Source organism: Streptomyces sp. NPDC048258, assembly GCF_043201995.1.
Classification (GTDB): Bacteria; Actinomycetota; Actinomycetes; order Streptomycetales; family Streptomycetaceae; genus Streptomyces.
The window spans coordinates 500,657-523,879 of sequence record NZ_JBICZH010000002.1; the positions used below are offsets into that span (position 1 = coordinate 500,657).

The following is a 23,223-nucleotide window of genomic DNA, read 5'->3' on the forward strand; positions in this document are numbered from 1 at the left end:
TGTGCGATGCTCGGCGACGTGGAGACCAGATCTGTCAGCCCGGTGTTCGTCGGCCGAGCCGACGAACTGGCCGTACTCACCGACGCACTGACCCGCGCCGCCGGCCGTGAGCCGCAGGCGATGCTCATCGGGGGAGAGGCCGGGGTCGGCAAGACCCGCCTCACCGAGGAGTTCCTCGGCGAAGCGGCCCGCCGCGGGGCCGTGGTCGCCGTCGGAGGCTGTATGGAGATCGGGGCGGAGGGACTTCCCTTCGCCCCGTTTTCGACTGCCCTGCGCACCCTGCACCGCCGGCTCCCCGAGGAGCTCGCCGCCGCGGCCGCGGGCCAGGAGGACGAACTCGCCCGGATCCTCCCCGAACTCGGCGACACCCCGCGCGGCCCGCACGACGAGGAGAGCACCGCCCGGCTCTTCGAACTGACGGCCCGGATGCTGGAGCGGCTCGCCGCCGACCGCACCGTCGTCCTCGTCCTGGAGGACCTGCACTGGGCGGACACCTCCACCCGGCACCTGCTCTCCTACCTCTTCCGCACCCTCTCCAGCGGCCGGCTCGTCGTCGTCGCCACCTACCGCGCGGACGACGTCCACCGCCGCCACCCGCTGCGGCCCCTCCTCGCCGAGCTGGACCGGCTCCGCACCGTCCAGCGCATCGAGCTGCCCCGCTTCAACCGGGCCGAGGTGCGCCGCCAGCTCGCCGGCATCCTCGCCTCGCAGCCCGACGAGGACTTCGTGGACTCCGTCTTCGACCGGTCCGACGGCAACGCCTTCTTCGTCGAGGAACTCGTCGCCTCCCGGGCGAGCGGCTGCCTCGCCGGACTCACCGAATCCCTGCGCGATCTGCTCCTCGTCCGTGTCGAAGTCCTCCCCGAACGGGCCCAGGGCGTCGTACGCCTGGTCGCCGAGGGCGGCTCCACCGTCGAGTACCCGCTCCTGCGTGCCGTCGCCGGGCTCGGCGAGGACGAGCTCATCGAGGCCCTCCGGGCCGCCGTCGGCGCCAACATCCTGCTCGCCACCACCGACGGGGACGGCTACCGCTTCCGCCACTCGCTGGTCCGCGAGGCCGTGAGCGACGACCTGCTGCCCGGCGAGCGCTCCCGCGTCAACCGCCGCTACGCCGAGGCCCTGGAGGCCGACGAGTCCCTGATCCGCGCCGGGGAGCGGGTCATCCGGCTGGCCAGCTACTGGTACCACGCGAACGACACGTCCAAGGCGCTGCCCGCCGTGCTCGCCGCCTCCGTGGCCGCCCGCCGCCGGCACGCGTACTCCGAGCAGCTGCGCCTGCTGGAACGGGCCATGGACCTGTGGGAGAGCGCCCCGGAGGACGTCCGCGACGCGCTGCGCCCGGCGGACTACACCGATGTGTACCCGCCGTGCGGCTGCGACCCGGCCACCACCCCGCTGCAGCGGCTCGACCTGCTGGCCGAGGCCACCGTCGCGGCCCGCTACGGCGGGGAGCGGGAACGCGCCCTGAAGATCACCAAGACGGCGCTGCGGCTGCTGGAGGAGGACTCCGACCCGCTGCGGGCCGCCTGGTTCTGGACCGAGCGCTCCCGGCTGGTGGCCGGCCTCGGCCGCGGTGACGGCTGGGAGGAGATCGCCAAGGCCCAGGAACTGGTCCAGGGGCTGCCCCCGTCCCATGTGCACGCCGAGGTCCTCGTCAGGGCCGCGGGCTGGGGCATGCTCCACAACCCGGGGCCCGGCAACCTCGTCGCCGCCGAACGAGCCGTCGCCTACGCGCAGATGGTCGGCGCCGAGGACACGGAGCTCAACGCCCGGATCACCGTCGGCTGCCTGCTCACCGACTCCGGCACCGGCGAGGCCGGTTTCGCCGAGCTGCACAAGGTCAAGGACCGGGCGACCGAACTCGGACTCACGATGCTCGCGGGACGTGCGCATATCAATCTCACCTCTCAGCTGGAAAGCATGGGACGTTCACGGGAAGCCGTGGAGCTGGCCGTGGAAGGAGTCGAACTGGTCAGCAAGTCACGACTGTTGGACACGGAGGCATGGGTGCGCGGCAACATGGCGGAGAGTCTCTACAGCCTCGGCCGCTGGGACGAGGCCGCCGAACAGGCCCGCCGCACCCTGCTCGTCGGCCAGAGCACTTCCCCGCGCGGCTCCGCCTCCGCGCGGCTGGCCTATGTGGCCCTGGCCCGGGGCGAGCTGACCGAGGCGGCCCACCAGCTCGCCGCCGCCCACACCCACTTCGGCACCCACGAGACCCAGCCCCAGCACCGGATACCGCTGTACCGCCTCGCGATCGGGATCGCCGCGGGGGAGGGCCGGATCGCCGACGTCCGCGCCGAGACCGCCGCCGCCGTCGACCACGGGTTCCCCCTCGGCCAGCACCGCTACGCCTGGCCGCTGCTGCTCGCCGCTGCCACGGCCGAGGCGGACGCCCGGGGGCTCCCCGCCGCCGAGGCCGGCCGGGACGCCGCCCTGGATGTCCTGCGCACCGCCGCCCGCCACCTCGCCACCCCGGTACCGGTGTGGACCGCCCACGCCGAGTACCTCCGGGCCGAGCTGCTGCGGGCCGAGGGTCGGGACACCGTCGCCGACTGGAGCGCCGTGGAGCAGGCCGTCCGCCCGCTGGAGCGCCCGTACCTGCTGGCCCGGGCCCGCCACCGGCTCGCCGAGTCCATGCTGGCCGCCGGCGCCGATCGCGCGCCCGCCGCCAACCTGCTCCGCGAGGCCTATGCCACCGCCGACCGGCTCGGCTCACGCCGGCTGCGTGAGGACCTGGCCCTGCTCGCGCAGCGCGCCCGCCTCCCGCTGTCCACCGCCACTACACCCGAGGCCCCGCCCGTACCGCAGGCCGATCCCGTGGAGGCGCTGGGCCTGACCGGCCGCGAACGGGAGGTCCTGCGCCTGGTGGCGGCCGGCAGCACCAACCGCAAGATCGCCGAGGAGCTCTTCATCTCCCCGAAGACGGCGAGCGTGCACGTCTCGAACATCCTGGCGAAGCTGGGCGTCGCCGGCCGCGGCGAGGCGGCCGCCCTCGCCCACCGGCTGCGCCTCTTCACCCCGACCGGGTCGGCCGCTCCCCGGCCGGAGGCCGCTCGCCGAGGCGTATGAGCGCCTGGCCGGAGTCCAGGTCTATGGGCCCCCGTCCCGGGTCCCCGTCATTGACGTCGACCCGGGACAGCTCCAGCCGCTTCTTCTCGTCGTCCGTGTGCTTGCGTCCCGGGTTGAAAAGCTCCTCGATCATGTTGAACACCGCGTCCACCGTGCCTTTCGTCCCCCGCGGGGGCCAAGGCCCTGTCCGGGCCGGCTATCGCACCGTCAGTGTCAGGATCCTGTCGTCGCCCGCTTCCGGCGACCCGCGCCCATCCGTCTCGCTCGTGACCAGCAGCAATTTGTCCCCGCCGAGCGCCAGCACCGTGCGCAGCCGCCCGTACTTCCCCTCCAGGAACGCTTCGGGCTCCGCCGCGAGTTCCGCCCCGGCCAGCGGGATCCGCCACAGCCGTTGGCCCTTCAGCCCGGCCATCCACACCGACCCCTCGGCCCAGGCGATCCCGCTCGGGGAGGCCTCGTCGGTCTTCCACACGGCCACCGGGTCCCGCATGCCCGGTCTGCCCGCCTTTCCCTCGGCCTCCGGCCAGCCGTAGTTCGCGCCGGGCTCGATCAGATTCAGCTCGTCCCAGGTGTTCTGGCCGAACTCGGCCGCCCACAGCCGTTTGTCCTTGTCCCACGCGAGGCCTTGCACATTGCGGTGCCCGTACGAGTAGACGACCGAATCGGCCTCGGGATTGCCGTGCACCGGATCCCCGTCCGGGGTCATCCGCAGGATCTTGCCGCCCAGCGACTTCTTGTCCTGCGCGAGCCCCTTGTCACCGGTCTCGCCCGTCCCCGCGTAGAGCATCTTGTCCGGACCGAAGGCGATCCGGCCGCCGTTGTGGACGAGACCCTTGGGGATGCCCCGGAACACCGTGTCCGGAGCGCCCAGTTGCTGCCCGGCAGGTCTCTGTTCGTCATAGCGCATCCGGGCGATGCGGTTGTCGGACTCCGTCGTGAAGTACACGTACACCAGCCGGTCCGAGGCGAAGGACGGCGACAGGGCGAGACCCAGCAGCCCGCCCTCCCCGCCGGGGGCCACCCCCGGCACCTTGCCGATCTGCGTCACCGCGCCCGAGCCCGCCGCGACCCTGCTGATCGTCCCCTTGTCCCGGGAGGCGACCAGCAGGTCCCCGCCGGGCAGCGGGGCCACCCCCCATGGGGACTCCAAGCCCTTGGCGACCTCGCCCGTCACCGTCACCGCGCCCTTGGCCGGCGGGCCCGATGCCTCCGGTGAGGCGGACGGGCTCCCCGACGGGCCGGGTGATCCGGAGCCGGCCGGGGCCGTGCCCGGTGGAGAGCTGCCCGGCACCGCGCCGGGGCCGCCCGCCGGCGAGCATCCCGCCGCCAGCAGGGCGCCGCACCCCGCCAGCGCGACCGCCGTCAACACGCTCCGACGCCGCGCGCCCGGGCCCTCGTACCCCACCTGCCGCCCGCGAGAACTTCCGTAACGCATCGCCTGCTCCCTTCCCGTGCTCCGATCCTGCCCCTTCACCCGTCTCAACAGCCGCAGAGGTTCCCGAAGTTCCACCACTCGTACACCCGATCGAGTGGTTGTGGGCCGGGCCCCGCCCGGGTCCCCGACCCGACCCTCGCCCCCGACCCGACCCTTGCCCCCCTCCCGGTCAGTCCCAGGCCCCCACCGCGACCGGAAGGGCAGCGATCTCGGCCAGGTCCCCGGCCGTGAGCCGCACCTCCGCGGCCCGCGCGTTCTCCGCGGCCCACCGCGCCCGGTCGGCCCCCGGCACCGGAACCACCTGGGGCCCCTGCGCCAGCACCCACGCCAGCGCCACCTGTGCGACCGTGACCTCGGGCCCGTGCCGCCCCGCCACCCGCCGCAGCCCCGCCACCAGCGCCTGGTTCGACGCCATCGCGTGCGCCGTGAACCGCGGATGCCTGGCCCGCACGTCCTCCGACTCGAAGCCCTCGCCCGGGGTGAGCGTCCCGGTCAGGAACCCGCTGCCCAGCGGCATCGCCGCCAGGAAGCCCACCCCGCGCGCCTCACACCACGGCAGGAGCTGCCACGCCGCCTCCGGCGACCACACAGACAGCTCCGCCTGCACCGCGCTCACCGGGAACACCTGCTGCGCCCGCTCCAGGTGCCGCACGGTCGTCCCGTACGCCCGGTCCCCGCGCCGGCCGGCCCCCGGCCCGGCCCCCGCCCCCAGCGCGCAGAACCCGAGCGCCCGCACCTTCCCCGCGCCCACCAGCTCCGCCATCGCCCCCCAGGTCTCCTCCACCGGCACCTCCGGATCCACCCGGTGCAGCTGGTAGAGGTCTATGACATCGGTCCGCAGCCGCCGCAGCGAGGCGTCGCAGGCCCGCCGCAGATAGCCGGGCCGGCCGTCGGCCACCACGTGCTGGTCGCCCGCCCGCAGCCCGACCTTGGCCGAGACGAACGCCTCGGACCGCCGCTCCCGCAGGACCCGCCCCAGCAGCAGCTCATTGGTGAACGGCCCGTACACATCGGCCGTGTCCAGCAGGTTCGACCCCAGGTCCAGGGCCGTGTGCACCGCCGCCTCCGACTCCTGCCCCCGCCGGCGCGAAGGCGCGTACGCCCAGCTCATCGGCATGCAGCCGAGCCCGACGGCGCCCACCGTCAGCGCTCCCGCCCCGATCGACCTGCGCTCCACTCCCGCGTCCCCTCCCGCCCCTCCCGGTCCGGCAAACAAAGTAACGGCTTGATCGCGATGGCTTGGCATAGCCTCGTGATCATGACTGCAAAGAACCGGGACGTCTGGCTCCCCTTCCCCGCCGCGGAGATCGAGGGCCTGCCCGACTCCTTCCGGTACCGCCTCTGGGACGGCGAGGACGCCTTCCCCGCCGATCCCGCCGACTGCGTCTTCTACGTGCCCCCCTACATGGGGTCCCCCGAGGTCACCGTGCGCCCGCTGGCGGCCATGCCCGTCGTCGAGGTCGTCCAGACCCTGACCGCCGGCATCGATCACGTCCTCGGCGGCCTCGGCGCCCTGCGCCCCGGCGTACGGCTGTGCAACGCCGTCGGGGTTCACACGGCCAGCACCGCCGAGCTCGCCCTCGCCCTGGTCCTCGCCTCCCTGCGCGGCATTCCCGGCATGGTCCGCGGCCAGGACCGCGAGGAGTGGCGCGGGGGCTTCTACGACGCCCTCGCCGACAAGTCCGTCCTGATCGTCGGCTACGGATCGATCGGCTCGGCCGTCGAGGACCGGCTCGTGCCCTTCGAGTGCGGCCCGGTCGCCCGCGTCGCCCGCTCGGCGCGGACGTCGCCGCGCGGGCCCGTCCACGCCCTGGCCGACCTGCCCGAACTCCTGCCGCGGGCCGACGTGGTGATCCTCACGACGCCGCTGACCGAAGCCACCCGCGGCCTGGCCGGAGCCGAATTCCTGAGCCGCATGAAGGACGGCGCCCTGCTCGTGAACGTTGCGCGCGGCCCCGTCGTCGACACCAAGTCCCTCCTGGCGGAGGTCGAATCGGGCCGGCTGCGCGCGGCGCTGGACGTCACCGACCCGGAGCCGCTGCCCGCGGGCCACCCGCTCTGGCATGCTCCGAATGTCCTGATCACGCCTCATGTGGGCGGCAGCAGCTCGGCTTTCGAGCCGCGTGCCAAGCGCCTGCTGGCGCGCCAGCTCACCCGGTTCGCCGCCGGAGAGCCCGTGGAACACACGGTGTTGATCACCGAGTGACGCACGCTGCGCACGCTCCGAAGTCACTCGAATGCACCCCGTGGGTACACCCCTTCTCGTGGTAACGGAGCGTAGAGAAGGTATGTCGCTGAGTGACGAAAGTGGTGTATCGTCCGGAAGAAGGGGCTGCGCCACGAACGTCTGGCGCTGGGGAGTGATCGGACACTTTGGGGGGCGACGGGCGATGCACGGCCAATGGACGAAGGATCCGACGCGGTACAGCCGCCGGAGGCGACGATGGGGTGCGCCGGAACCAGCCCGCAAGGGGGGCCGGTGAGTGCCCCGGGGGCGGCGCTCCTGAACCGTCCGTCCCTTTCGGGCGGCGGCAAGTGCCTGGCCATACAGCTGCTCCTCGCGGTGGTCTGCGGCGGGTACGCCGTCGGCGCGGCCCTCAACTGGGGATCGGAGGAAGTCGCCGAGATCATGGGTGACTTCGGGCTCAGTGCCGCCGGACTGCTCGCCGCGGTTTCCTGCTACTCCTACGCACGGGCGATCGACAGCCGTGAACGGCCCGCCTGGCTGCTCTTCGCCTTCTCCTCCCTCATGGGGGCCGGCGGCAACGCGGTCTGGGGCTGGTACGAGGTGGTCCTCGGCCAAGCCGTGCCGAAGCCCTCGCTCGCCGACTTCGCCTTCCTCTGCTTCGCCCCGCCGGCCATCGTGGGCCTCCTCGTCCTCGCCAAACGCCCGGTCACCCGCGCCGGCTGGGTGTGCCTCGGGCTCGACTCCTGGCTCATCGGCGGTTCCCTGCTCACCCTCTCCTGGAGCCTGGCCCTGGCCCACGCGGCGCGGACCGCCCAGTCCGGCGCTCCCGGCAGCGTGCCGCGCGCCGCACTCTCCCTCGCCTACCCGCTCCTGGACATCGCGCTGGTCTCGATGGTCCTGGTCCTGCACTTCCGGCGGTCCGAGACCAACCGCTCCGCCGTCAACACCGCCATCGCCGCGCTCGCCCTGACCGTCCTCAGCGACGCCCTGTTCACCTCGCCGCTGCTGAGCGCGGAGTACCAGTCCGGACAGCTGCTCGACGCCGGCTGGTTCGCGGGCTCGCTGCTCCTCGCGTACGCGCCCTGGGGCGCCCGGCGCATCCACCCGGGACCGGAGCCCGTCGGCCCCCCGCGCGTGGAACGCCCGCACAGCCGCCCGATCACCGGCTCGCTGACCGCCCTCACCCCGTACCTCGCGGCCGCCGTGTGCACCCTGGGCATCCTCTACAACGTCGTGGACGGCCGGAAGGTCGACCGGATGGTCGTCTTCACCGGCTGCACCGTCGTGCTCGCCCTCGTCATCCGCCAGGGCATCATGCTCCTCGACAACATCGCGCTGACGCAGGAACTGGCCCAGAAGGAGAACCACTTCCGCTCCCTGGTCCAGGGCTCCAGCGACGTCATCATGATCGCCGCACCCACCGGGACCCTGCGCTACGTGAGCCCCGCCGCCGCCGGGGTCTACGGCCGCGAGGCGGAGGAGCTGGTCGGCACCGAGCTCGCCACCCTGATCCACCCCGACGACCTCGGCAGGGTGGTCCACGAGGTCCGCCGCTTCCTCGCCGCGCCGCCGGCCGAGGAGCCCACCACCCGTATCGAATGCCGCTTCAAGTCGGGCGACGGGGAGTGGCTCAACGTGGAGTCCACCGTCAACCGGCACCAGGGCGGGCTCATCCTCAACAGCCGGGACGTCACCGAGCGGGTCCGCCTCCAGGCGCAGCTCCAGCACAGCGCCGAGCACGATCCGCTGACCGACCTGCCCAACCGGGCCCTGTTCACCCGACGCGTCCGCCAGGCCCTGACCGGCCGGCGCGCCGGCGACCACAGCACCGCCGTGCTCTTCATCGACCTCGACGGCTTCAAGGCGGTCAACGACACCATCGGCCACCAGGCCGGCGACGAGCTGCTCATCGAGGCCGCGCGCAGGCTCCAGGACTCGGTCCGGGCCGGGGACACCGCGGCCCGCCTCGGCGGCGACGAGTTCGCCGCGCTGATCCTGGGCGACGGCAGCCGCGACCGCAGCGCCCGCGAGTACCATGCCCGCGAGATCGCCGACCGGCTGCGCACCACCCTCTCCCAGCCGTACCGGATCGCGGGCAACGAGGTCCGGGTCGCCGCCAGCATCGGCGTGGCCTTCGCCGACCCCGGCATCACCCCTTCGGACCTGATGCGCAACGCGGATCTCGCGATGTACCGGGCCAAGGCGGGAGGCAAGGACCGCGTCGAGATGTACGCGCCGCAGATGCAGGCCGAGGTCGTCCGCAAGGCCGAGCTGGCGGGGCGGCTGCGGACCGCACTGCACGAGGGCGAGTTCGCCCTGCTGCACCAGCCCGTCGTCTCACTGGCCACCGGAGAGGTCTCCGCCGTGGCCGCGCAGGCACGCTGGCGTTCGGCCAAGGGGATCCTCTTCACCCCGGCCGAGTTCCTCCGGGTGGCGGAGTGCAGCGAGGGATCCGCGGCCACGGCCGGCAAGGAGGCGTCGCGGACCGCCGAGCTGGGGCGCTGGCTGCTGGAGCAGGCCGTGGAGCAGGCCGCCGACCGGCACCGAGCCGGGCACGACGTGCCCGTGGCCGTCCGGATGACCGCCCAGCGGCTCCTCGACCGGGCCGTCCCCGTGGGCTCCGTGGAGGCCCTGCTGACCCGGCACGGGCTGCCCTCCGGGGCCCTGGTCCTGGAGCTCGCCGTTTCCGACCCCAGAGTGCCCTTCGACGACCTGGAGCGCCGCCTCACGGCCCTGCACCGGCTCGGGGTGGGAATCGCGCTGGACGGCTTCGGGAGCGGCTACGCGGCGATCAGCGCCCTGCGCCGCCTCCCGGTGGACATGCTCAAGCTGGACCGGGGGCTCGTGGAGGGCGTCGTCGAGTCCGCCCGGCTGCACAAGATCACCGCAGGTCTGTTGCGGATCGCAAACGACCTGGGCATGCAGTCGGTGGCCGACGGGGTGGATCTCCCCGAGCAGGTCATGGCCCTGCGCGCCATGGGGTGCACCCATGGCCAGGGAATGGCCTTCTCCGGGCCACTCGACGAATACAGGCTGCGGCGTGCCCTCGTGCGCGGTAGTTTCCCAGTACCGGGTGGAGCGGTGCAGCCCGCCCTGGCCGGTGGTTCGCCAGGGGGATCGATGGCCATCCATAGGGGCTCACATAATGAGACGCCCGTCCCACCTACTTGACATCACCCTCCCGCCGGAGGGAGGGTCAATGCCATGCGCACCCGAATTCTCGTACTTGGAAAGCGCGTCGGCTGAAGCCGGGACCAGCATGTCCCCGCTCAACGCACCCGACGCGCTCCCCTCGCTTGCCTCCAGGCACGAGGGGTTTTTTGTTGCACTGGCACAGAGTCGAATCCTCGTAAAACCCTCAGCTTCGAGAAGAGAATGCCGATGACCGAGCAGGCCACCGGGGCCCACCATCCGCAGCCGCGGCCCCGTTCCGGCGGACAGCAGTCCGCCGTCGTTGAGCACGTCACGGGTGCGCAGTCCCTCATCCGCTCTCTCGAAGAGGTGGGGTGCGACACCGTCTTCGGCATTCCGGGCGGCGCCATCCTTCCCGCGTACGACCCGATGATGGACTCCAAGAAGGTCCGTCACATCCTGGTCCGCCACGAGCAGGGGGCCGGCCACGCCGCCACCGGCTACGCGCAGGCCACCGGCAAGGTCGGCGTCTGTATGGCCACGTCCGGCCCGGGCGCCACGAACCTGGTCACCCCGATCGCCGACGCGCACATGGACTCCGTCCCGCTCGTCGCGATCACCGGCCAGGTCTCCTCCAAGGCGATCGGTACCGACGCCTTCCAGGAGGCGGACATCGTCGGCATCACGATGCCGATCACCAAGCACAACTTCCTGGTCACCAAGGCCGAGGACATCCCCCGGACGATCGCCGAGGCGTTCCACATCGCCGCCACCGGCCGCCCGGGCCCGGTCCTGGTCGACATCGCCAAGGACGCCCTGCAGGCGAAGACCACCTTCACGTGGCCGCCCGCCATGGACCTCCCCGGCTACCGGCCGGTCACCAAGCCGCACGCCAAGCAGATCCGCGAGGCCGCCAAGCTCATCTGCCAGGCCAAGCGCCCGGTGCTCTACGTCGGCGGCGGCGTCATGAAGTCCGGCGCGACCGCCGAGCTGAAGGTCCTCGCCGAGCTGACCGGGGTTCCGGTCACGACCACCCTGATGGCGCTCGGCTCCTTCCCCGACAGCCACCCGCTGCACGTCGGCATGCCCGGCATGCACGGTTCGGTCACCGGCGTCACCGCGCTGCAGAAGTCGGACCTGCTGATCGCTCTCGGCACCCGCTTCGACGACCGCGTCACCGGCAAGCTGGACAGCTTCGCCCCCTTCGCGAAGGTCATCCACGCGGACATCGACCCGGCCGAGATCGGCAAGAACCGCGAGGTCGACGTCCCGATCGTGGGCGACGCCCGCGAGGTCATCGCCGACCTGATCCAGGCCGTCCAGGCCGAGCACACCGAGGGCAACGCGGGCGACTACACCGCCTGGTGGAAGGACCTCAGCCGCTGGCGCGACACGTACCCGCTGGGCTACGACCTGCCCGCGGACGGCAGCCTCTCGCCGCAGCAGGTCATCGAGCGGATCGGCGCGCTCGCGCCGAAGAGCACGATCTTCGCGGCGGGCGTCGGCCAGCACCAGATGTGGGCCTCGCACTTCGTGAAGTACGAGGAGCCCCGCACCTGGCTGAACTCCGGCGGCGCCGGAACCATGGGCTACGCGGTCCCGGCCGCGATGGGCGCCAAGGTCGGCATGCCCGAGCGCACGGTCTGGGCGATCGACGGCGACGGCTGCTTCCAGATGACCAATCAGGAACTGGTCACCTGCGCGCTGAACAACATCCCGATCAAGGTCGCGATCATCAACAACGGTGCGCTGGGCATGGTCCGCCAGTGGCAGACGCTGTTCTACAACCAGCGGTACTCCAGCACGGTGCTGCACGCGGACGAGACCGGCCACGACGCGGTCGGCTCCCAGCTGGGCGAGTCGATCGCCCCCCGCAAGGGCACCCGCGTCCCGGACTTCGTCAAGCTGTCCGAGGCCATGGGCTGTGTCGCCCTGCGCTGCGAGGACCCGGCCGACCTGGACAAGGTCATCGCCGAGGCCAACGCGATCAACGACCGTACGGTGGTCATCGACTTCATCGTCCACGAGGACGCCATGGTGTGGCCGATGGTCGCCGCCGGCACCTCCAACGACGAGGTCATGGCAGCCCGGGGCGTCCGTCCCGACTTCGGCGACAACGAAGACGACTGAGCCGAGAGAGCCGAGAGAGAGAACGCCTCACATGTCCAAGCACACGCTCTCCGTCCTGGTCGAGAACACGCCCGGCATCCTCGCCCGGATCGCCGCGCTGTTCTCCCGCCGCGGGTTCAACATCGACTCCCTCGCGGTCGGTGTCACGGAGCACCCCGACATCTCCCGCATCACCATCGTCGTGAACGTCGAGGACCTCCCGCTGGAGCAGGTGACCAAGCAGCTCAACAAGCTGGTCAACGTGCTCAAGATCGTCGAGCTGGAGTCGCACAACGCGATCGAGCGCGAACTCGTCCTGGTGAAGGTCCGCGCCGACAACGAGACGCGGTCGCAGATCGTCGAGATCGTCCAGCTGTTCCGCGCCAAGACGGTCGACGTCTCCCCGGAGGCCGTCACCATCGAGGCCACCGGCGGCACCGACAAGCTCGGCGCGATGCTCAAGATGCTGGAGCCCTTCGGCATCAAGGAGCTCGTGCAGTCCGGCACGATCGCCATAGGGCGTGGCGGACGGTCCATCACGGACCGCAGCCTGCGGGCGCTCGACCGCAGCGCCTGACGGGCCTGACACCGCCTCACGCAAAAGACACGCAAGACACGTCGGACACGCTCACGCTCGCATGGCGAGACCGACAGACTCAGATTCCGTTCCCCGCCGTACGGTGGGTGCAACACCAGCGCACCAAGGAGATATCCCAGTGGCCGAGCTGTTCTACGAGAACGACGCCGACCTGTCCATCATCCAGGGCCGCAAGGTCGCGGTCATCGGTTACGGCAGCCAGGGCCACGCCCACGCGCTGTCGCTCCGTGACTCCGGCGTCGACGTCGTCGTCGGCCTGAAGGAGGGCTCGAAGTCCAAGGCCAAGGCCGAGGAGCAGGGCCTGAAGGTCGTTTCCGTGTCGGAGGCCGCCGAGTGGGCCGACGTCATCATGATCCTGACCCCGGACCCGCTGCAGGCCGAGATCTACGAGGAGTCCATCAAGGACCACCTCAAGGACGGCGACGCGCTCTTCTTCGGCCACGGCTTCAACGTCCGCTACGGCTTCATCAAGCCCCCGGCCAACGTGGACGTCGCCCTGGTCGCCCCGAAGGGCCCGGGCCACCTGGTCCGCCGCCAGTACGAGGAGGGCCGCGGCGTTCCCTGCATCGCGGCCGTCGAGCAGGACCACTCGGGCAACGCCTTCGCCCTCGCGCTCTCGTACGCGGCCGGCATCGGCGGCACCCGCGCCGGCGTCATCAAGACCACCTTCACCGAGGAGACCGAGACCGATCTGTTCGGTGAGCAGGCCGTCCTCTGCGGTGGCGCCTCCGCCCTCGTCAAGGCCGGTTTCGAGACCCTGACCGAGGCCGGCTACCAGCCGGAGATCGCGTACTTCGAGTGCCTGCACGAGCTGAAGCTCATCGTGGACCTCATGTACGAGGGCGGCCTGGAGAAGATGCGCTGGTCGGTCTCCGAGACCGCCGAGTGGGGCGACTACATCACCGGCCCCCGCGTCATCACCGACGCCACCAAGGCCGAGATGAAGAAGGTCCTCGCGGAGATCCAGAGCGGCGAGTTCGCCAACACCTGGATGGCCGAGTACAAGGCCGGTCTGCCGAAGTACAACGAGTACAAGAAGGCCGACGAGGCGCACCTGCTGGAGACCACCGGCAAGAAGCTGCGCAAGCTGATGAGCTGGGTCGACAGCAGCGAGAGCTGATCGCGTGTGCGGCGGGGGCCGGGACGGTGCGTCCCGGCCCCCGCCGCACCGGGCCCCGCCGTACATCACGGACGGCCGGGAAGGCCGGGCGCGCGGCATCTGCGAGCCCGGGTTGTCCAACCCGGCCAACCACGGAAGGGTGATCCTTCCGTACAGGCGGAAATCCGGCCCGTCGGCGCCACTACACTGCTCAACACATACGCGTCAGGCCCACAGTGTCGTGCGTCTTCCACGCGGCTACCCCCTCCACCGCCTGCGGCCGTCGGGACGGCCGTCCGCACTGGACTTGTGAGGACCCACGTGAGCTCGAAACCTGTCGTACTCATCGCCGAAGAGCTGTCGCCTGCCACCGTCGAGGCGCTCGGCCCGGACTTCGAGATCCGGCACTGCAACGGCGCCGACCGCGCCGAGCTGCTCCCCGCGATCGTCGACGTCGACGCGATCCTCGTCCGCTCCGCCACCAAGGTGGACGCCGAGGCCATCGCCGCCGCCAAGAAGCTGAGGGTCGTCGCCCGCGCCGGTGTCGGCCTGGACAACGTCGATGTCTCCGCCGCCACCAAGGCCGGCGTGATGGTCGTGAACGCCCCGACCTCCAACATCGTCACCGCCGCCGAGCTCGCCTGCGGCCTGCTCGTCGCCACCGCCCGCAACATCCCGCAGGCCAACACCGCCCTGAAGAACGGCGAGTGGAAGCGGAACAAGTACACGGGTGTCGAGCTCAGCGAGAAGACCCTCGGCGTCGTCGGCCTCGGCCGCATCGGCGTCCTGGTCGCCCAGCGCATGTCGGCCTTCGGCATGAAGGTCGTCGCGTACGACCCCTACGTCCAGCCCGCGCGCGCCGCCCAGATGGGCGTCAAGATGCTGACGCTGGACGAGCTGCTGGAGGTCGCCGACTTCATCACCGTGCACCTCCCCAAGACCCCCGAGACCCTCGGTCTCATCGGGGACGAGGCCCTGCACAAGGTGAAGCCGTCCGTCCGCATCGTCAACGCCGCCCGCGGCGGGATCGTGGACGAGGCCGCGCTGTATTCGGCCATCAAGGAGGGCCGCGTCGCCGGCGCCGGCCTCGACGTGTACGCGAAGGAGCCCTGCACGGACTCCCCGCTCTTCGAGCTCGACCAGGTCGTCTGCACCCCGCACCTCGGCGCGTCCACGGACGAGGCCCAGGAGAAGGCCGGCGTCTCGGTCGCCAAGTCGGTGCGCCTCGCGCTCGCCGGTGAGCTCGTGCCGGACGCGGTCAACGTCCAGGGCGGCGTCATCGCCGAGGACGTACGTCCGGGCCTGCCGCTCGCCGAGAAGCTCGGCCGCATCTTCACCGCCCTCGCGGGCGAGGTCGCGGTCCGCCTCGACGTCGAGGTCTGCGGCGAGATCACCCAGCACGACGTCAAGGTGCTCGAACTCTCCGCGCTCAAGGGTGTCTTCGAGGACGTCGTCGACGAGACGGTCTCCTACGTCAACGCCCCGCTGTTCGCGCAGGAGCGCGGCGTCGAGGTCCGCCTGACCACCAGCTCGGAGTCCCCGGACCACCGCAACGTGGTGACCGTCCGCGGCACCCTGTCCGACGGCCAGGAGGTCTCGGTCTCCGGCACGCTCGCGGGCCCGAAGCACCTGCAGAAGATCGTCGGCATCGGCGAGTACGACGTGGACCTGGCGCTCGCCGACTACATGGTCGTGCTGCGCTACACCGACCGCCCGGGCGTGGTCGGCAAGGTCGGGCAGCTGCTCGGCGAGGCCGGTCTGAACATCGCGGGCATGCAGGTCGCCCGCGCCGAGGAGCACGGCGAGGCGCTCGCCGTCCTGACCGTCGACGCCGAGGTCCCGGCGAACGTCCTCGCGGACATCGCCACCGAGATCGGCGCCGTCTCGGCGCGCACGGTCAGCCTCGGCTGACCCGCAGGACACAGGGGAAGGGCCCGGGGGGAGACCCCCGGGCCCTTTCGCGTTCCACCGCTCACCCCGTACGCCGGAATCAGTTGTACGTCGGCTCCTGCACGCCGTTTCCGGGAGCCGGGGCCCGCTCCGCCGCGGGCGGGGCAGGGGCTTCGACACCCCGCATCAGAGCCGCGGCGAGCACCGCCGCCGCGAGCAGCAGCGCCGTACCGCCCCAGGCCGCGTACTGCATTCCGTGGACGAAGGCCTCGCGGGCCAGGGTGAGGACCTGCTCGCCGGCCGCCCCGCCGAGCTGGTGGGCGGTGGCCACGGCCCCGCCCAGGGTCTCCCGTACGGCGGGCTCGGAGCCGGCCAGGTCGCTGCGGTAGACCGCGGTGCCCAGGCTGCCCAGTACCGCCATGCCGAGCGCGCCGCCGAACTCCTGGCCCGTCTCCAGCAGGGAGGCGGCGGAACCGGCCTTCTCGGCGGGGGCCGAGGCGAGGGCCATGTCCGAGACCAGGGACATGACGGTGACGATGCCCGAGGCCAGTACGCCGGCGCCGGTCAGGAGAAGCCACAGGGAGTCGGTGTCGACCATGCTGACCAGGGCGAATCCGGCGGCGGCGAGGACGAACCCGCCGGCGATGACGTAGGCCCGCTCCACCTTCTGGGCCAGGGCGGCGGAGATCGGCGCCGCGGCGCCGATGACGACCGAGGGGGCGAGGCTCCACAGGGCGGCTTCCAGGGTGCCCATGCCGAGCACGGACTGGAGGTACTGGGTGGTGAAGTAGGCCGAGCCCATCATGGCGAAGGCGGCGATCGTGTTGAGGCCGACGCCCGCGCCGAACCCGCGGCCCTGGAACAGCGCCCGGCTGACCATGGCGTCCTCACGGGTGCGCTGGCGGCGGACGAAGACGAACCCGAAGGCCAGGCCGACGACGAGGCAGCCGAGGTAGAGGGGCTCGAAGCCCTCGGCGGCGATCTCCTTGAGCCCGTAGACGACCGGCAGCACGGCGGCCATGGACAGCGGCACGCTCAGCAGGTCGAAGCGGCCGGGGGCCGGGTCCTTGAACTCGGGGACCAGGACCGGGACCAGCACCAGCAGGAGCAGCATCGCGGGCACGTTGATGAGGAAGACCGAGCCCCAGTAGAAGTGATTCAGCATCACTCCGCTCATGACCGAGCCGAGGGCGATACCGCCGGTCATGGCCCCGGACCAGATGGCGATGGCCTGGCCGCGCTGCTTGGCGTCCTGGAAGAGGTTCCGTACCAGGGCCAGCGTGGAGGGCATCAGGGTCGCGCCGCCGATGCCGAGCAGGACGCGGCAGGCGATGAGCATCTCGGCGCTGGTGGCGTAGGCGGCGCCGACCGAGGCGAGGCCGAAGGCGGTCGCGCCGATCAGCAGCAGCTTGCGGCGGCCGATCCGGTCACCGAGCGAGCCCATCGTGATCAGCAGGCCGGAGAGGGCGAAGGCGTAGCTGTCGAAGATCCAGAGCTGCTGGGTGGCGCTCGGGTCGAGCTGCTCGGTGATGGCGGGGATGGCGAAGTAGAGGACGGAGACGTCCATCGAGACCAGGAGCAGCGGCAGCACGAGGACGGTGAAGGCGGTCCATTCGCGGCGGCCGGCGAGGCGCGCTGTGGCGGCGGGGTTCGTCATGAGAAGCAATGTACAGACGTCATAAACGTTTGTCTATGACGATCGTATGGAACATGCGTCTGAAACTTCCGTCTATGACATGCGTCTTGCTACCGTGGCGCCATGGGACATCGTGAAGATCTGCTCGAAGGCGCCAAGAAGTGCCTGGTCGAGAAGGGATTCGTGCGCACCACGGCGCGCGACATCGTGAAGGCCTCGGGCGCGAACCTGGCCTCCATCGGCTACCACTACGGCTCGAAGGACGCCCTGCTCACCGAAGCCTTCATCGCTCTGATGCAGGAGTTGGGCGCCGTCTTCCAGGACGGCGTCCAGGGGGAGGGCGGCTCGCTGGAACGGTTCCGCGCGGTCTGGGAGGGCTTCCTCACCCATCGCGAGGAGGCCGGTCCGGTCTGGTCGGCCAGCCTGGAGGTCGCGCTGAGCCGTGACCGGATGCCGGACCTGCGGGCGATGCTCGCGGCCTCGCAGGCCGAGGGGCGCCGCGGCCTGATCGCGATGCTGACCGGCACCCCGGAGGAGGAGATCACCGAGCGGGAGGAGCGGACGCTGGGGGCCTTCTACCAGGCGCTGCTGAACGGCCTGATGATCCAGTGGCTGTTCGACCCGAAGACGGCGGCGAGCGCGGAGGAGTTCACCGAGGGCATGCGGGCGGCGGCCGAAGGACTGAAGCACTCGCGGCCGGAGCCGGCCGGGGGGCCGGAGTAAGCGGAGCCCGAACCGCCGCCGGGCGCCGCCCGTCCCACCCCCGGATCGGCCCGGGACGAGGGGGAGTCGCGATGGCGAGAGCTATGGCATCGAACGTCAGGCGAGCGGCGTGCGGTCCGGCGGCGCCGGCCACCCCGATCCGCCGGTCCGACGGCGGCGAGCTCGAACTGCCGCTGCTGAGCGCGGGGGAGGCCCGGCGGCCAACTGGGGCCGGGCGAGGGCTGCGTGGCCGTCCTGTGCCCGCAGAGCGTCCCGGTCACGCTGCCCCGGCCGGTGGGCGGCAGGATCCTCCTCGACGCGGCGACGGGCGCCCCCGCTGCCGCCTGGCGAAGCCCCCTGATGCGCGTGGCATGCTACGGACATGACTACGGAAGCCGCCGAAGCCGCGGAATCCGCCGCGGAGTTCGAAGCGCACCGGCCCCGGCTCTTCTCGCTCGCGTACCGGATGCTCGGGTCGGCGAGCGAGGCCGAGGACGTCGTGCAGGACACGTACCTGCGCTGGAACGCCGCCGAGCCCGGCTCCGTCCTCGTCCCGGTCGCCTGGCTGACCAAGGTCATGACGAACCTCTGCGTCAACCGGCTCACCTCCGCCCGCGCCCGCCGGGAGACGTACGTCGGGCCCTGGCTGCCCGAGCCGGTGCTCACCCACGCCGGCGCCGGCGCCGCGGAACCGCTCGGCCCGCTGGAGAGCGTCGTACAGCGCGAGTCGGTGTCGCTCGCGCTGCTCACCCTCATGGAGCGGCTCACTCCGGCCGAACGGGCGGTGTTCGTCCTGCGTGAGGCGTTCGGTCACAGCCACCGGGAGGTCGCCGAGGCCGTGGGCATCGAGGAGGCCAACTCGCGGCAGCTGCACCGCCGGGCCCGCGAACGGCTCGGCCACCCGCGAAGGCGCTTCGACGTCGACGACGGACAGCGCGCGAAGATCGTCGAGCGCTTCTTCGCCGCCGCCCTCGGAGGCGATGTGGCCGGCCTCGAGCGGCTGCTCGCCGACGAGGTGGTCGCCTGGTCCGACGGAGGCGGCCAGGTGTCCGCGGCACGCCGGCCGGTCACCGGACGTGCGAAGGTGCTCCGTTTCCTGCTGGGCCTGGGGGCCCGGCCGGAGGCGGCACTCCTCAGCATCGAGTCGGGCGAGGCGAACGGCGAGCCGGCGGCCCTCCTCCTCGCGGACGGGGCGCTGGTCGGCGTCGTCGTACCGGAGGTCCGGGAGGGCCTGGTCGTCGGGGTCCGCACGGTCCTCAACCCCGGCAAACTCGCCTTCGCCGCCGGGCAGATCGCGTGACCAGCGGCGCGTCGGCGCCGTCGGTCCGTCGGTCCGGCGGTCCGGCGGTCCGTCAGACCGTGACGGCCCGGGATCGGGCCGCGGTCAGCCCAGGCGGGCGGCCTTCAGGGCCATGTGGAGCAGCAGCCGGTCCTCGCCCTCGTCCAGGTCGAGGCCGGTGAGCTGCTCCACCCGGGCGAGGCGGTAGTACAGCGTCTGGCGGTGGATGCCCAGGGCCGCCGCGGCGCGGCCCGCCTGGCCGGCGCAGTCCAGGAACACCTCGGCGGTACGGGCGAGTTCGCGGTGGGCCGGGCCCAGCAGGGCGCGCGTCGCCGGATCGTCCACCGGGTCGGCGGCCAGGGCCGCCAGCAGCCGGTACGGGCCGATCGCCGACCACTGGGCGACCGGGCCGAACCGGGGCTGCGCGGCGGCCGCCCGGGCCGCCGCGACGGCCTGCTCCCAGGCGTCGGGCAGTGCCGCGAGGGTCCGGAAGGGATCGGCGACCCCGGCGGTCACGGTCCTCGGGGCCGCCGCCCCGCTGTCCGTGGCGGGTCCCGTCGCGCGCGGCAGCAGCCGGGCCACCGCCGTCAGGGCCGGAGCCAGCGCGTCCGTCGAGCGCAGCCGGAGCAGGACCGCCAGCGCCAGGCCGCCTCCGCCCGCGTCGCCGCCCGCGCCCGCCACCCCGCCCGCGGCATCGCCGCCGTGCCGCGGTACGACGCACAGCGCCGCCGCGCCCGGCACCGACGCCGGAGCCTCCCCGGACCACGGCGCCACGCACACCGCCGCGTGCAGACCGTCCCCGCCCGGGCCCAGGGCGACCCGCAGTGCGGCCACCGCCATGTCCTGCTGCCAGCCCCGCCCGGCCGTGAGCACCGCCAGGAACTCCCGCGACAGGTCCGCCCCCGCCTTCGCCTCCTCGGCGAGCAGGACCCCGATCCGCTGGGCCACCTCCATGGCCGCGGCCAGCTCCGCCGGACCCGGGCCCGGCTCCTGGTCGAGGAGCCACACGTAGCCCTGCACGATGCCCCGGAACCGCACCGGAAGGCAGATCCGCCCCCGGAACACCCCGGCCTCGGGCGCCGCCGGGATGTGGACCGGACCGGTGGCGCGGGCGATGCCGAAGCCCTCGAACCAGGAGCGGACGGCCGCGGTCGACTGGCGGGTCAGGATCGAGCGGGTCCGTACCGGGTCCATCGCCTGATCGTCGTCGCTGTCGTGGGCGCCGAAGGCGATGAGCCGGAAGTCCCGGTTCTCCAGGGTCGCCGGGGCGCCGAGCAGCGCCGAGATCTCGTCCACCAGGTCCTGGTAATCGCCCTTCACCCGAGCATTCTCCCACCCCGGCACCGGCTCTTCAGACAGATGTATGAGATCGGGGCCACGGATGCGTGACAGCTGTCGATGGCAGAGGATCAAACCGATCCTTAGGTTTCACGGTGGTTTTACTTGCGCTTTTCTTCTGCCACCCGCTGGAGGTGCCCCCGTGCTGGGTCCCGTGATCCTCGCCGCTTCGCGCAGCGACAAGATGCGTCGTATCGTCTCTGCCGCCCCGGTGACCAAGCCCGTGGTGAACCGGTTCATCCCCGGCGAGACCGTCGACCAGGTCATCCCGATCGTCGAGGACCTCACGCGGAAGGGCCTGGAGGTCACCCTCGACGTCGTGGGCGAGGACATCACCGAGGTGGCGCAGTCGCACGCCGCCCGTGACGCCTACCTCCAGCTCATCGAGCGCCTCGCGGAGCTCGGCCTCGGCGAGACCGTCGAGATGTCGGTCAAGCTGTCGATGTTCGGCCAGGCCCTCCCCGGCGGCCACGAGCTCGCCCTCGCCAACGTCCGCCCCGTCGTCGAGGCCGCCGCCGCCATCGGCACCACGGTGACGCTCGACGCCGAGGACCACACCACCCTCGACTCGATGTTCGCCATCCACGAGGAACTGCGCCGGGACTTCCCGCAGACCGGCTGCGTGATCCAGGCCTACCTGTTCCGCACCGAGGCCGACGCCCGCCGCCTGGCAGCCGCCGGCAGCCGCGTCCGGATCGTGAAGGGCGCCTACAAGGAGCCCGCCGAGGTCGCGTACCAGGACAAGGGCGAGATCGACAAGGCGTACGTCCGGATCATGAAGATCCTGATGGAGGGCGAGGGCTACCCGATGATCGGGTCCCACGACCCGCGGCTCATCGCCATCGGCCAGGAGCTCGCCCGCCAGGCCGGGCGCAAACTGGACGAGTACGAATTCCAGATGCTGTACGGCATCCGCAGCGAAGAGCACCTGCGGCTGGCCGCCGAGGGCCACCGGATGCGGGTCTACACCGCGTACGGCACCGACTGGTACGGCTACTTCATGCGCCGCCTCGCGGAGAAGCCGGCCAACCTGCTGTTCTTCCTCCGCTCGATGATCACCAAGAACTAGCCAAGAACTAGGTCAAGGAGTTACCAGCCCCATGGATGCTGTGACCCAGGTCCCCGCTCCGGTCAACGAGCCGGTCCACTCGTACGCCCCCGGCACCCCGGAGCGCGCGCGGCTCGAAACGCAGCTCAAGCAGCTGTCCGAGAACCCGATCGACCTCCCGATGACGATCAACGGCGTCAAGCGGATGGGCGGCGGCGAGCGTTTCGACGTGGTCCAGCCGCACGACCACAAGTCGGTGCTCGGCACCTACGCCAACGCCACCCAGGCCGACGCGCAGGAGGCCATCGACGCCGCCCTCGCCGCCGCCCCGGCCTGGCGCTCGATGTCCTTCGACGACCGCGCCGCGATCATCCTGCGCGCCGCCGAGCTGCTGTCCGGCCCGTGGCGCGAGAAGCTCGCCGCCTCCACCATGCTGGGCCAGTCGAAGACCGCGCAGCAGGCCGAGATCGACACCCCGTGCGAGCTCGTCGACTTCTGGCGCTTCAACGTCCACTTCGCCCGCCAGATCCTGGCCGAGCAGCCGGTCGCGAACTCCGCCGGCGTGTGGAACCGCAGCGACCACCGCCCGCTCGAAGGCTTCGTCTACGCGATCACGCCGTTCAACTTCACGGCCATCGCCGGCAACCTGCCGACCGCCCCCGCCCTGATGGGCAACGTGGTCCTGTGGAAGCCGTCCCCGACGCAGACCCACTCCGCGGTCCTCCTGATGGAGCTCCTGGAGGAGGCCGGCCTGCCGAAGGGCGTCATCAACCTGGTGACGGGCGACGGCATCGCCGTCTCCGAGGTGGCCCTCAACCACCCCGAGCTGGCCGGCATCCACTTCACCGGCTCGACCAAGACCTTCCAGTACCTGTGGAAGACGGTCGGCAACAACATCGAGAAGTACAAGTCCTACCCGCGCCTGGTCGGCGAGACCGGCGGCAAGGACTTCGTCGTCGCGCACCCGTCCGCGGACCGCGCGATCCTGAAGACCGCGCTGACCCGCGGCTCCTTCGAGTTCCAGGGCCAGAAGTGCTCGGCTTCCTCGCGTGCCTACGTTCCGGCCTCGATCTGGAACGACGGCTTCAAGGAGGCCTTCGCGGCCGAGGTCGACGGCATCGCCATGGGTGACGTCCGCGACCTGACCAACTTCATCGGCGCCGTCATCGACGAGCGCTCGTTCGCGAAGAACAAGGCCGCGATCGACCGGGCGAAGGCCGACCCGACCTGCGAGGTCGTCGCGGGCGGCACGTACGACGACTCGGAGGGCTTCTTCGTCCGCCCGACCGTCATCGCGTGCACCGACCCGGAGAACGAGGTCTTCACGACCGAGTACTTCGGCCCGATCCTCGCCGTGCACGTCTACGAGGACGCCGATTTCGACGCGATGCTCGCCCAGATGGAGTCCGTCTCGGCGTACGCCCTGACCGGCTCGATCATCGCGGCGGACCGGTACGCGGCCGCGGACGCGATGGAGAAGCTCCGCTTCGCGGCGGGCAACTTCTACATCAACGACAAGTCCACCGGCGCCGTGGTCGGCCAGCAGCCCTTCGGCGGCGGCCGTGCCTCGGGCACGAACGACAAGGCGGGCGCCGCGACCAACCTGCAGCGCTGGACCTCGACCCGCTCCATCAAGGAGACCCTGGTCGCGCCGACCGAGTACGGCTACCCCCACATGGGCTGATCCCAGCCCGGCT

Annotated in this window: 16 protein-coding genes; 11 read left to right on the top strand and 5 right to left on the bottom strand. The window is 71.7% G+C overall.

Going from position 1 to position 23,223, the window contains the following annotated elements:
- The first annotated feature begins 6 nt into the window (after positions 1–6).
- A complete protein-coding gene (locus ACGFYQ_RS06450; RefSeq protein ID WP_393740550.1) occupies positions 7–3,072 on the top strand; it encodes an AAA family ATPase in 3,066 nt (1,021 codons plus the stop codon).
- On the opposite strand, the gene ACGFYQ_RS06455 is transcribed toward ACGFYQ_RS06450, so the two are convergent.
- The 3 genes from ACGFYQ_RS06455 to ACGFYQ_RS06465 all read right to left on the bottom strand — a co-directional run bounded on the left by ACGFYQ_RS06455 (position 3,017) and on the right by ACGFYQ_RS06465 (position 5,684).
- Positions 3,017–3,214 carry a DUF6191 domain-containing protein gene (locus ACGFYQ_RS06455; RefSeq protein WP_393740935.1) on the bottom strand — a complete coding sequence of 66 codons (198 nt, stop codon included), beginning with the start codon at positions 3,212–3,214 and terminating at the stop codon, positions 3,017–3,019. The genes ACGFYQ_RS06450 and ACGFYQ_RS06455 overlap by 56 nt on opposite strands.
- 54 nt (positions 3,215–3,268) lie before the next feature.
- The gene (locus ACGFYQ_RS06460; RefSeq protein ID WP_393740552.1) at positions 3,269–4,507 is read right to left on the bottom strand and encodes a PQQ-dependent sugar dehydrogenase; all 1,239 of its coding nucleotides are present in this window, start codon (positions 4,505–4,507) and stop codon (positions 3,269–3,271) included.
- Between the two features lie 169 nt (positions 4,508–4,676).
- Positions 4,677–5,684, bottom strand: coding sequence for an aldo/keto reductase (locus ACGFYQ_RS06465; RefSeq protein WP_393740554.1), 1,008 nt, complete (start codon positions 5,682–5,684; stop codon positions 4,677–4,679).
- A gap of 81 nt (positions 5,685–5,765) precedes the next feature.
- Here ACGFYQ_RS06465 and ACGFYQ_RS06470 point away from each other — a divergent pair, with 81 nt between their 5' ends.
- The 6 genes from ACGFYQ_RS06470 (at position 5,766) to serA (ending at position 15,544) form a co-directional block, all read left to right on the top strand.
- A complete protein-coding gene (locus tag ACGFYQ_RS06470) occupies positions 5,766–6,713 on the top strand; it encodes a 2-hydroxyacid dehydrogenase (RefSeq protein WP_393740556.1) in 948 nt (315 codons plus the stop codon).
- Positions 6,714–6,986: 273 nt separating this feature from the next.
- The gene (locus ACGFYQ_RS06475; protein ID WP_393740558.1) at positions 6,987–9,866 is read left to right on the top strand and encodes a putative bifunctional diguanylate cyclase/phosphodiesterase; all 2,880 of its coding nucleotides are present in this window, start codon (positions 6,987–6,989) and stop codon (positions 9,864–9,866) included.
- 204 nt (positions 9,867–10,070) lie between these two features.
- Positions 10,071–11,957, top strand: coding sequence for an acetolactate synthase large subunit (locus ACGFYQ_RS06480; protein WP_393740560.1), 1,887 nt, complete (start codon positions 10,071–10,073; stop codon positions 11,955–11,957).
- 31 nt (positions 11,958–11,988) lie between these two features.
- Positions 11,989–12,513 (top strand): acetolactate synthase small subunit, encoded by a 525-nt coding sequence (ilvN, locus tag ACGFYQ_RS06485; protein WP_267824446.1) that lies wholly within the window; start codon positions 11,989–11,991, stop codon positions 12,511–12,513.
- 139 nt (positions 12,514–12,652) lie between these two features.
- On the top strand, positions 12,653–13,654 hold the full coding sequence (gene ilvC / locus ACGFYQ_RS06490; protein WP_362393913.1) for a ketol-acid reductoisomerase: 1,002 nt from the start codon (positions 12,653–12,655) through the stop codon (positions 13,652–13,654).
- Positions 13,655–13,954: 300 nt separating this feature from the next.
- Complete coding sequence (gene serA, locus ACGFYQ_RS06495) at positions 13,955–15,544, top strand: phosphoglycerate dehydrogenase (RefSeq protein WP_393740563.1); 1,590 nt, start codon at positions 13,955–13,957, stop codon at positions 15,542–15,544.
- Positions 15,545–15,623: 79 nt separating this feature from the next.
- Here the strand turns inward: serA and ACGFYQ_RS06500 are convergent, their stop codons facing one another.
- Complete coding sequence (locus tag ACGFYQ_RS06500; RefSeq protein WP_393740565.1) at positions 15,624–17,180, bottom strand: MFS transporter; 1,557 nt, start codon at positions 17,178–17,180, stop codon at positions 15,624–15,626.
- A 102-nt stretch (positions 17,181–17,282) separates the two neighbouring features.
- On the opposite strand from ACGFYQ_RS06500, the gene ACGFYQ_RS06505 reads away from it, so the two are divergent.
- Positions 17,283–17,882, top strand: a complete 600-nt coding sequence (locus ACGFYQ_RS06505) for a TetR/AcrR family transcriptional regulator (protein WP_393740567.1) — start codon at positions 17,283–17,285, stop codon at positions 17,880–17,882.
- Positions 17,883–18,243: 361 nt separating this feature from the next.
- Positions 18,244–19,161 carry an RNA polymerase sigma factor SigJ gene (gene sigJ, locus ACGFYQ_RS06510; protein ID WP_393740569.1) on the top strand — a complete coding sequence of 306 codons (918 nt, stop codon included), beginning with the start codon at positions 18,244–18,246 and terminating at the stop codon, positions 19,159–19,161.
- Between the two features lie 84 nt (positions 19,162–19,245).
- Here the strand turns inward: sigJ and ACGFYQ_RS06515 are convergent, their stop codons facing one another.
- Entirely contained in the window at positions 19,246–20,460 is a 1,215-nt protein-coding gene (locus ACGFYQ_RS06515; protein ID WP_393740571.1) for a PucR family transcriptional regulator, read from the bottom strand.
- 160 nt (positions 20,461–20,620) lie between these two features.
- Here ACGFYQ_RS06515 and ACGFYQ_RS06520 point away from each other — a divergent pair, with 160 nt between their 5' ends.
- Positions 20,621–21,547, top strand: coding sequence for a proline dehydrogenase family protein (locus ACGFYQ_RS06520; RefSeq protein ID WP_393740573.1), 927 nt, complete (start codon positions 20,621–20,623; stop codon positions 21,545–21,547).
- 31 nt (positions 21,548–21,578) lie between these two features.
- Positions 21,579–23,210, top strand: coding sequence for an L-glutamate gamma-semialdehyde dehydrogenase (gene pruA, locus ACGFYQ_RS06525; RefSeq protein ID WP_393740575.1), 1,632 nt, complete (start codon positions 21,579–21,581; stop codon positions 23,208–23,210).
- Positions 23,211–23,223 lie beyond the last annotated feature (13 nt).

Excerpts from the sequence above, each read along its gene's own strand:
- ACGFYQ_RS06450 (WP_393740550.1), top strand. The coding sequence starts at position 7 with ATGCTCGGCGACGTGGAGACCAGATCTGTCAGCCCGGTGTTCGTCGGC.
- ACGFYQ_RS06460 (WP_393740552.1), bottom strand. The coding sequence starts at position 4,507 with ATGCGTTACGGAAGTTCTCGCGGGCGGCAGGTGGGGTACGAGGGCCCG.
- ACGFYQ_RS06470 (WP_393740556.1), top strand. The coding sequence starts at position 5,766 with ATGACTGCAAAGAACCGGGACGTCTGGCTCCCCTTCCCCGCCGCGGAG.
- ACGFYQ_RS06480 (WP_393740560.1), top strand. The coding sequence starts at position 10,071 with ATGCCGATGACCGAGCAGGCCACCGGGGCCCACCATCCGCAGCCGCGG.
- ilvN (WP_267824446.1), top strand. The coding sequence starts at position 11,989 with ATGTCCAAGCACACGCTCTCCGTCCTGGTCGAGAACACGCCCGGCATC.
- ACGFYQ_RS06500 (WP_393740565.1), bottom strand. The coding sequence starts at position 17,180 with ATGACGAACCCCGCCGCCACAGCGCGCCTCGCCGGCCGCCGCGAATGG.
- ACGFYQ_RS06505 (WP_393740567.1), top strand. The coding sequence starts at position 17,283 with ATGGGACATCGTGAAGATCTGCTCGAAGGCGCCAAGAAGTGCCTGGTC.
- sigJ (WP_393740569.1), top strand. The coding sequence starts at position 18,244 with ATGACTACGGAAGCCGCCGAAGCCGCGGAATCCGCCGCGGAGTTCGAA.
- pruA (WP_393740575.1), top strand. The coding sequence starts at position 21,579 with ATGGATGCTGTGACCCAGGTCCCCGCTCCGGTCAACGAGCCGGTCCAC.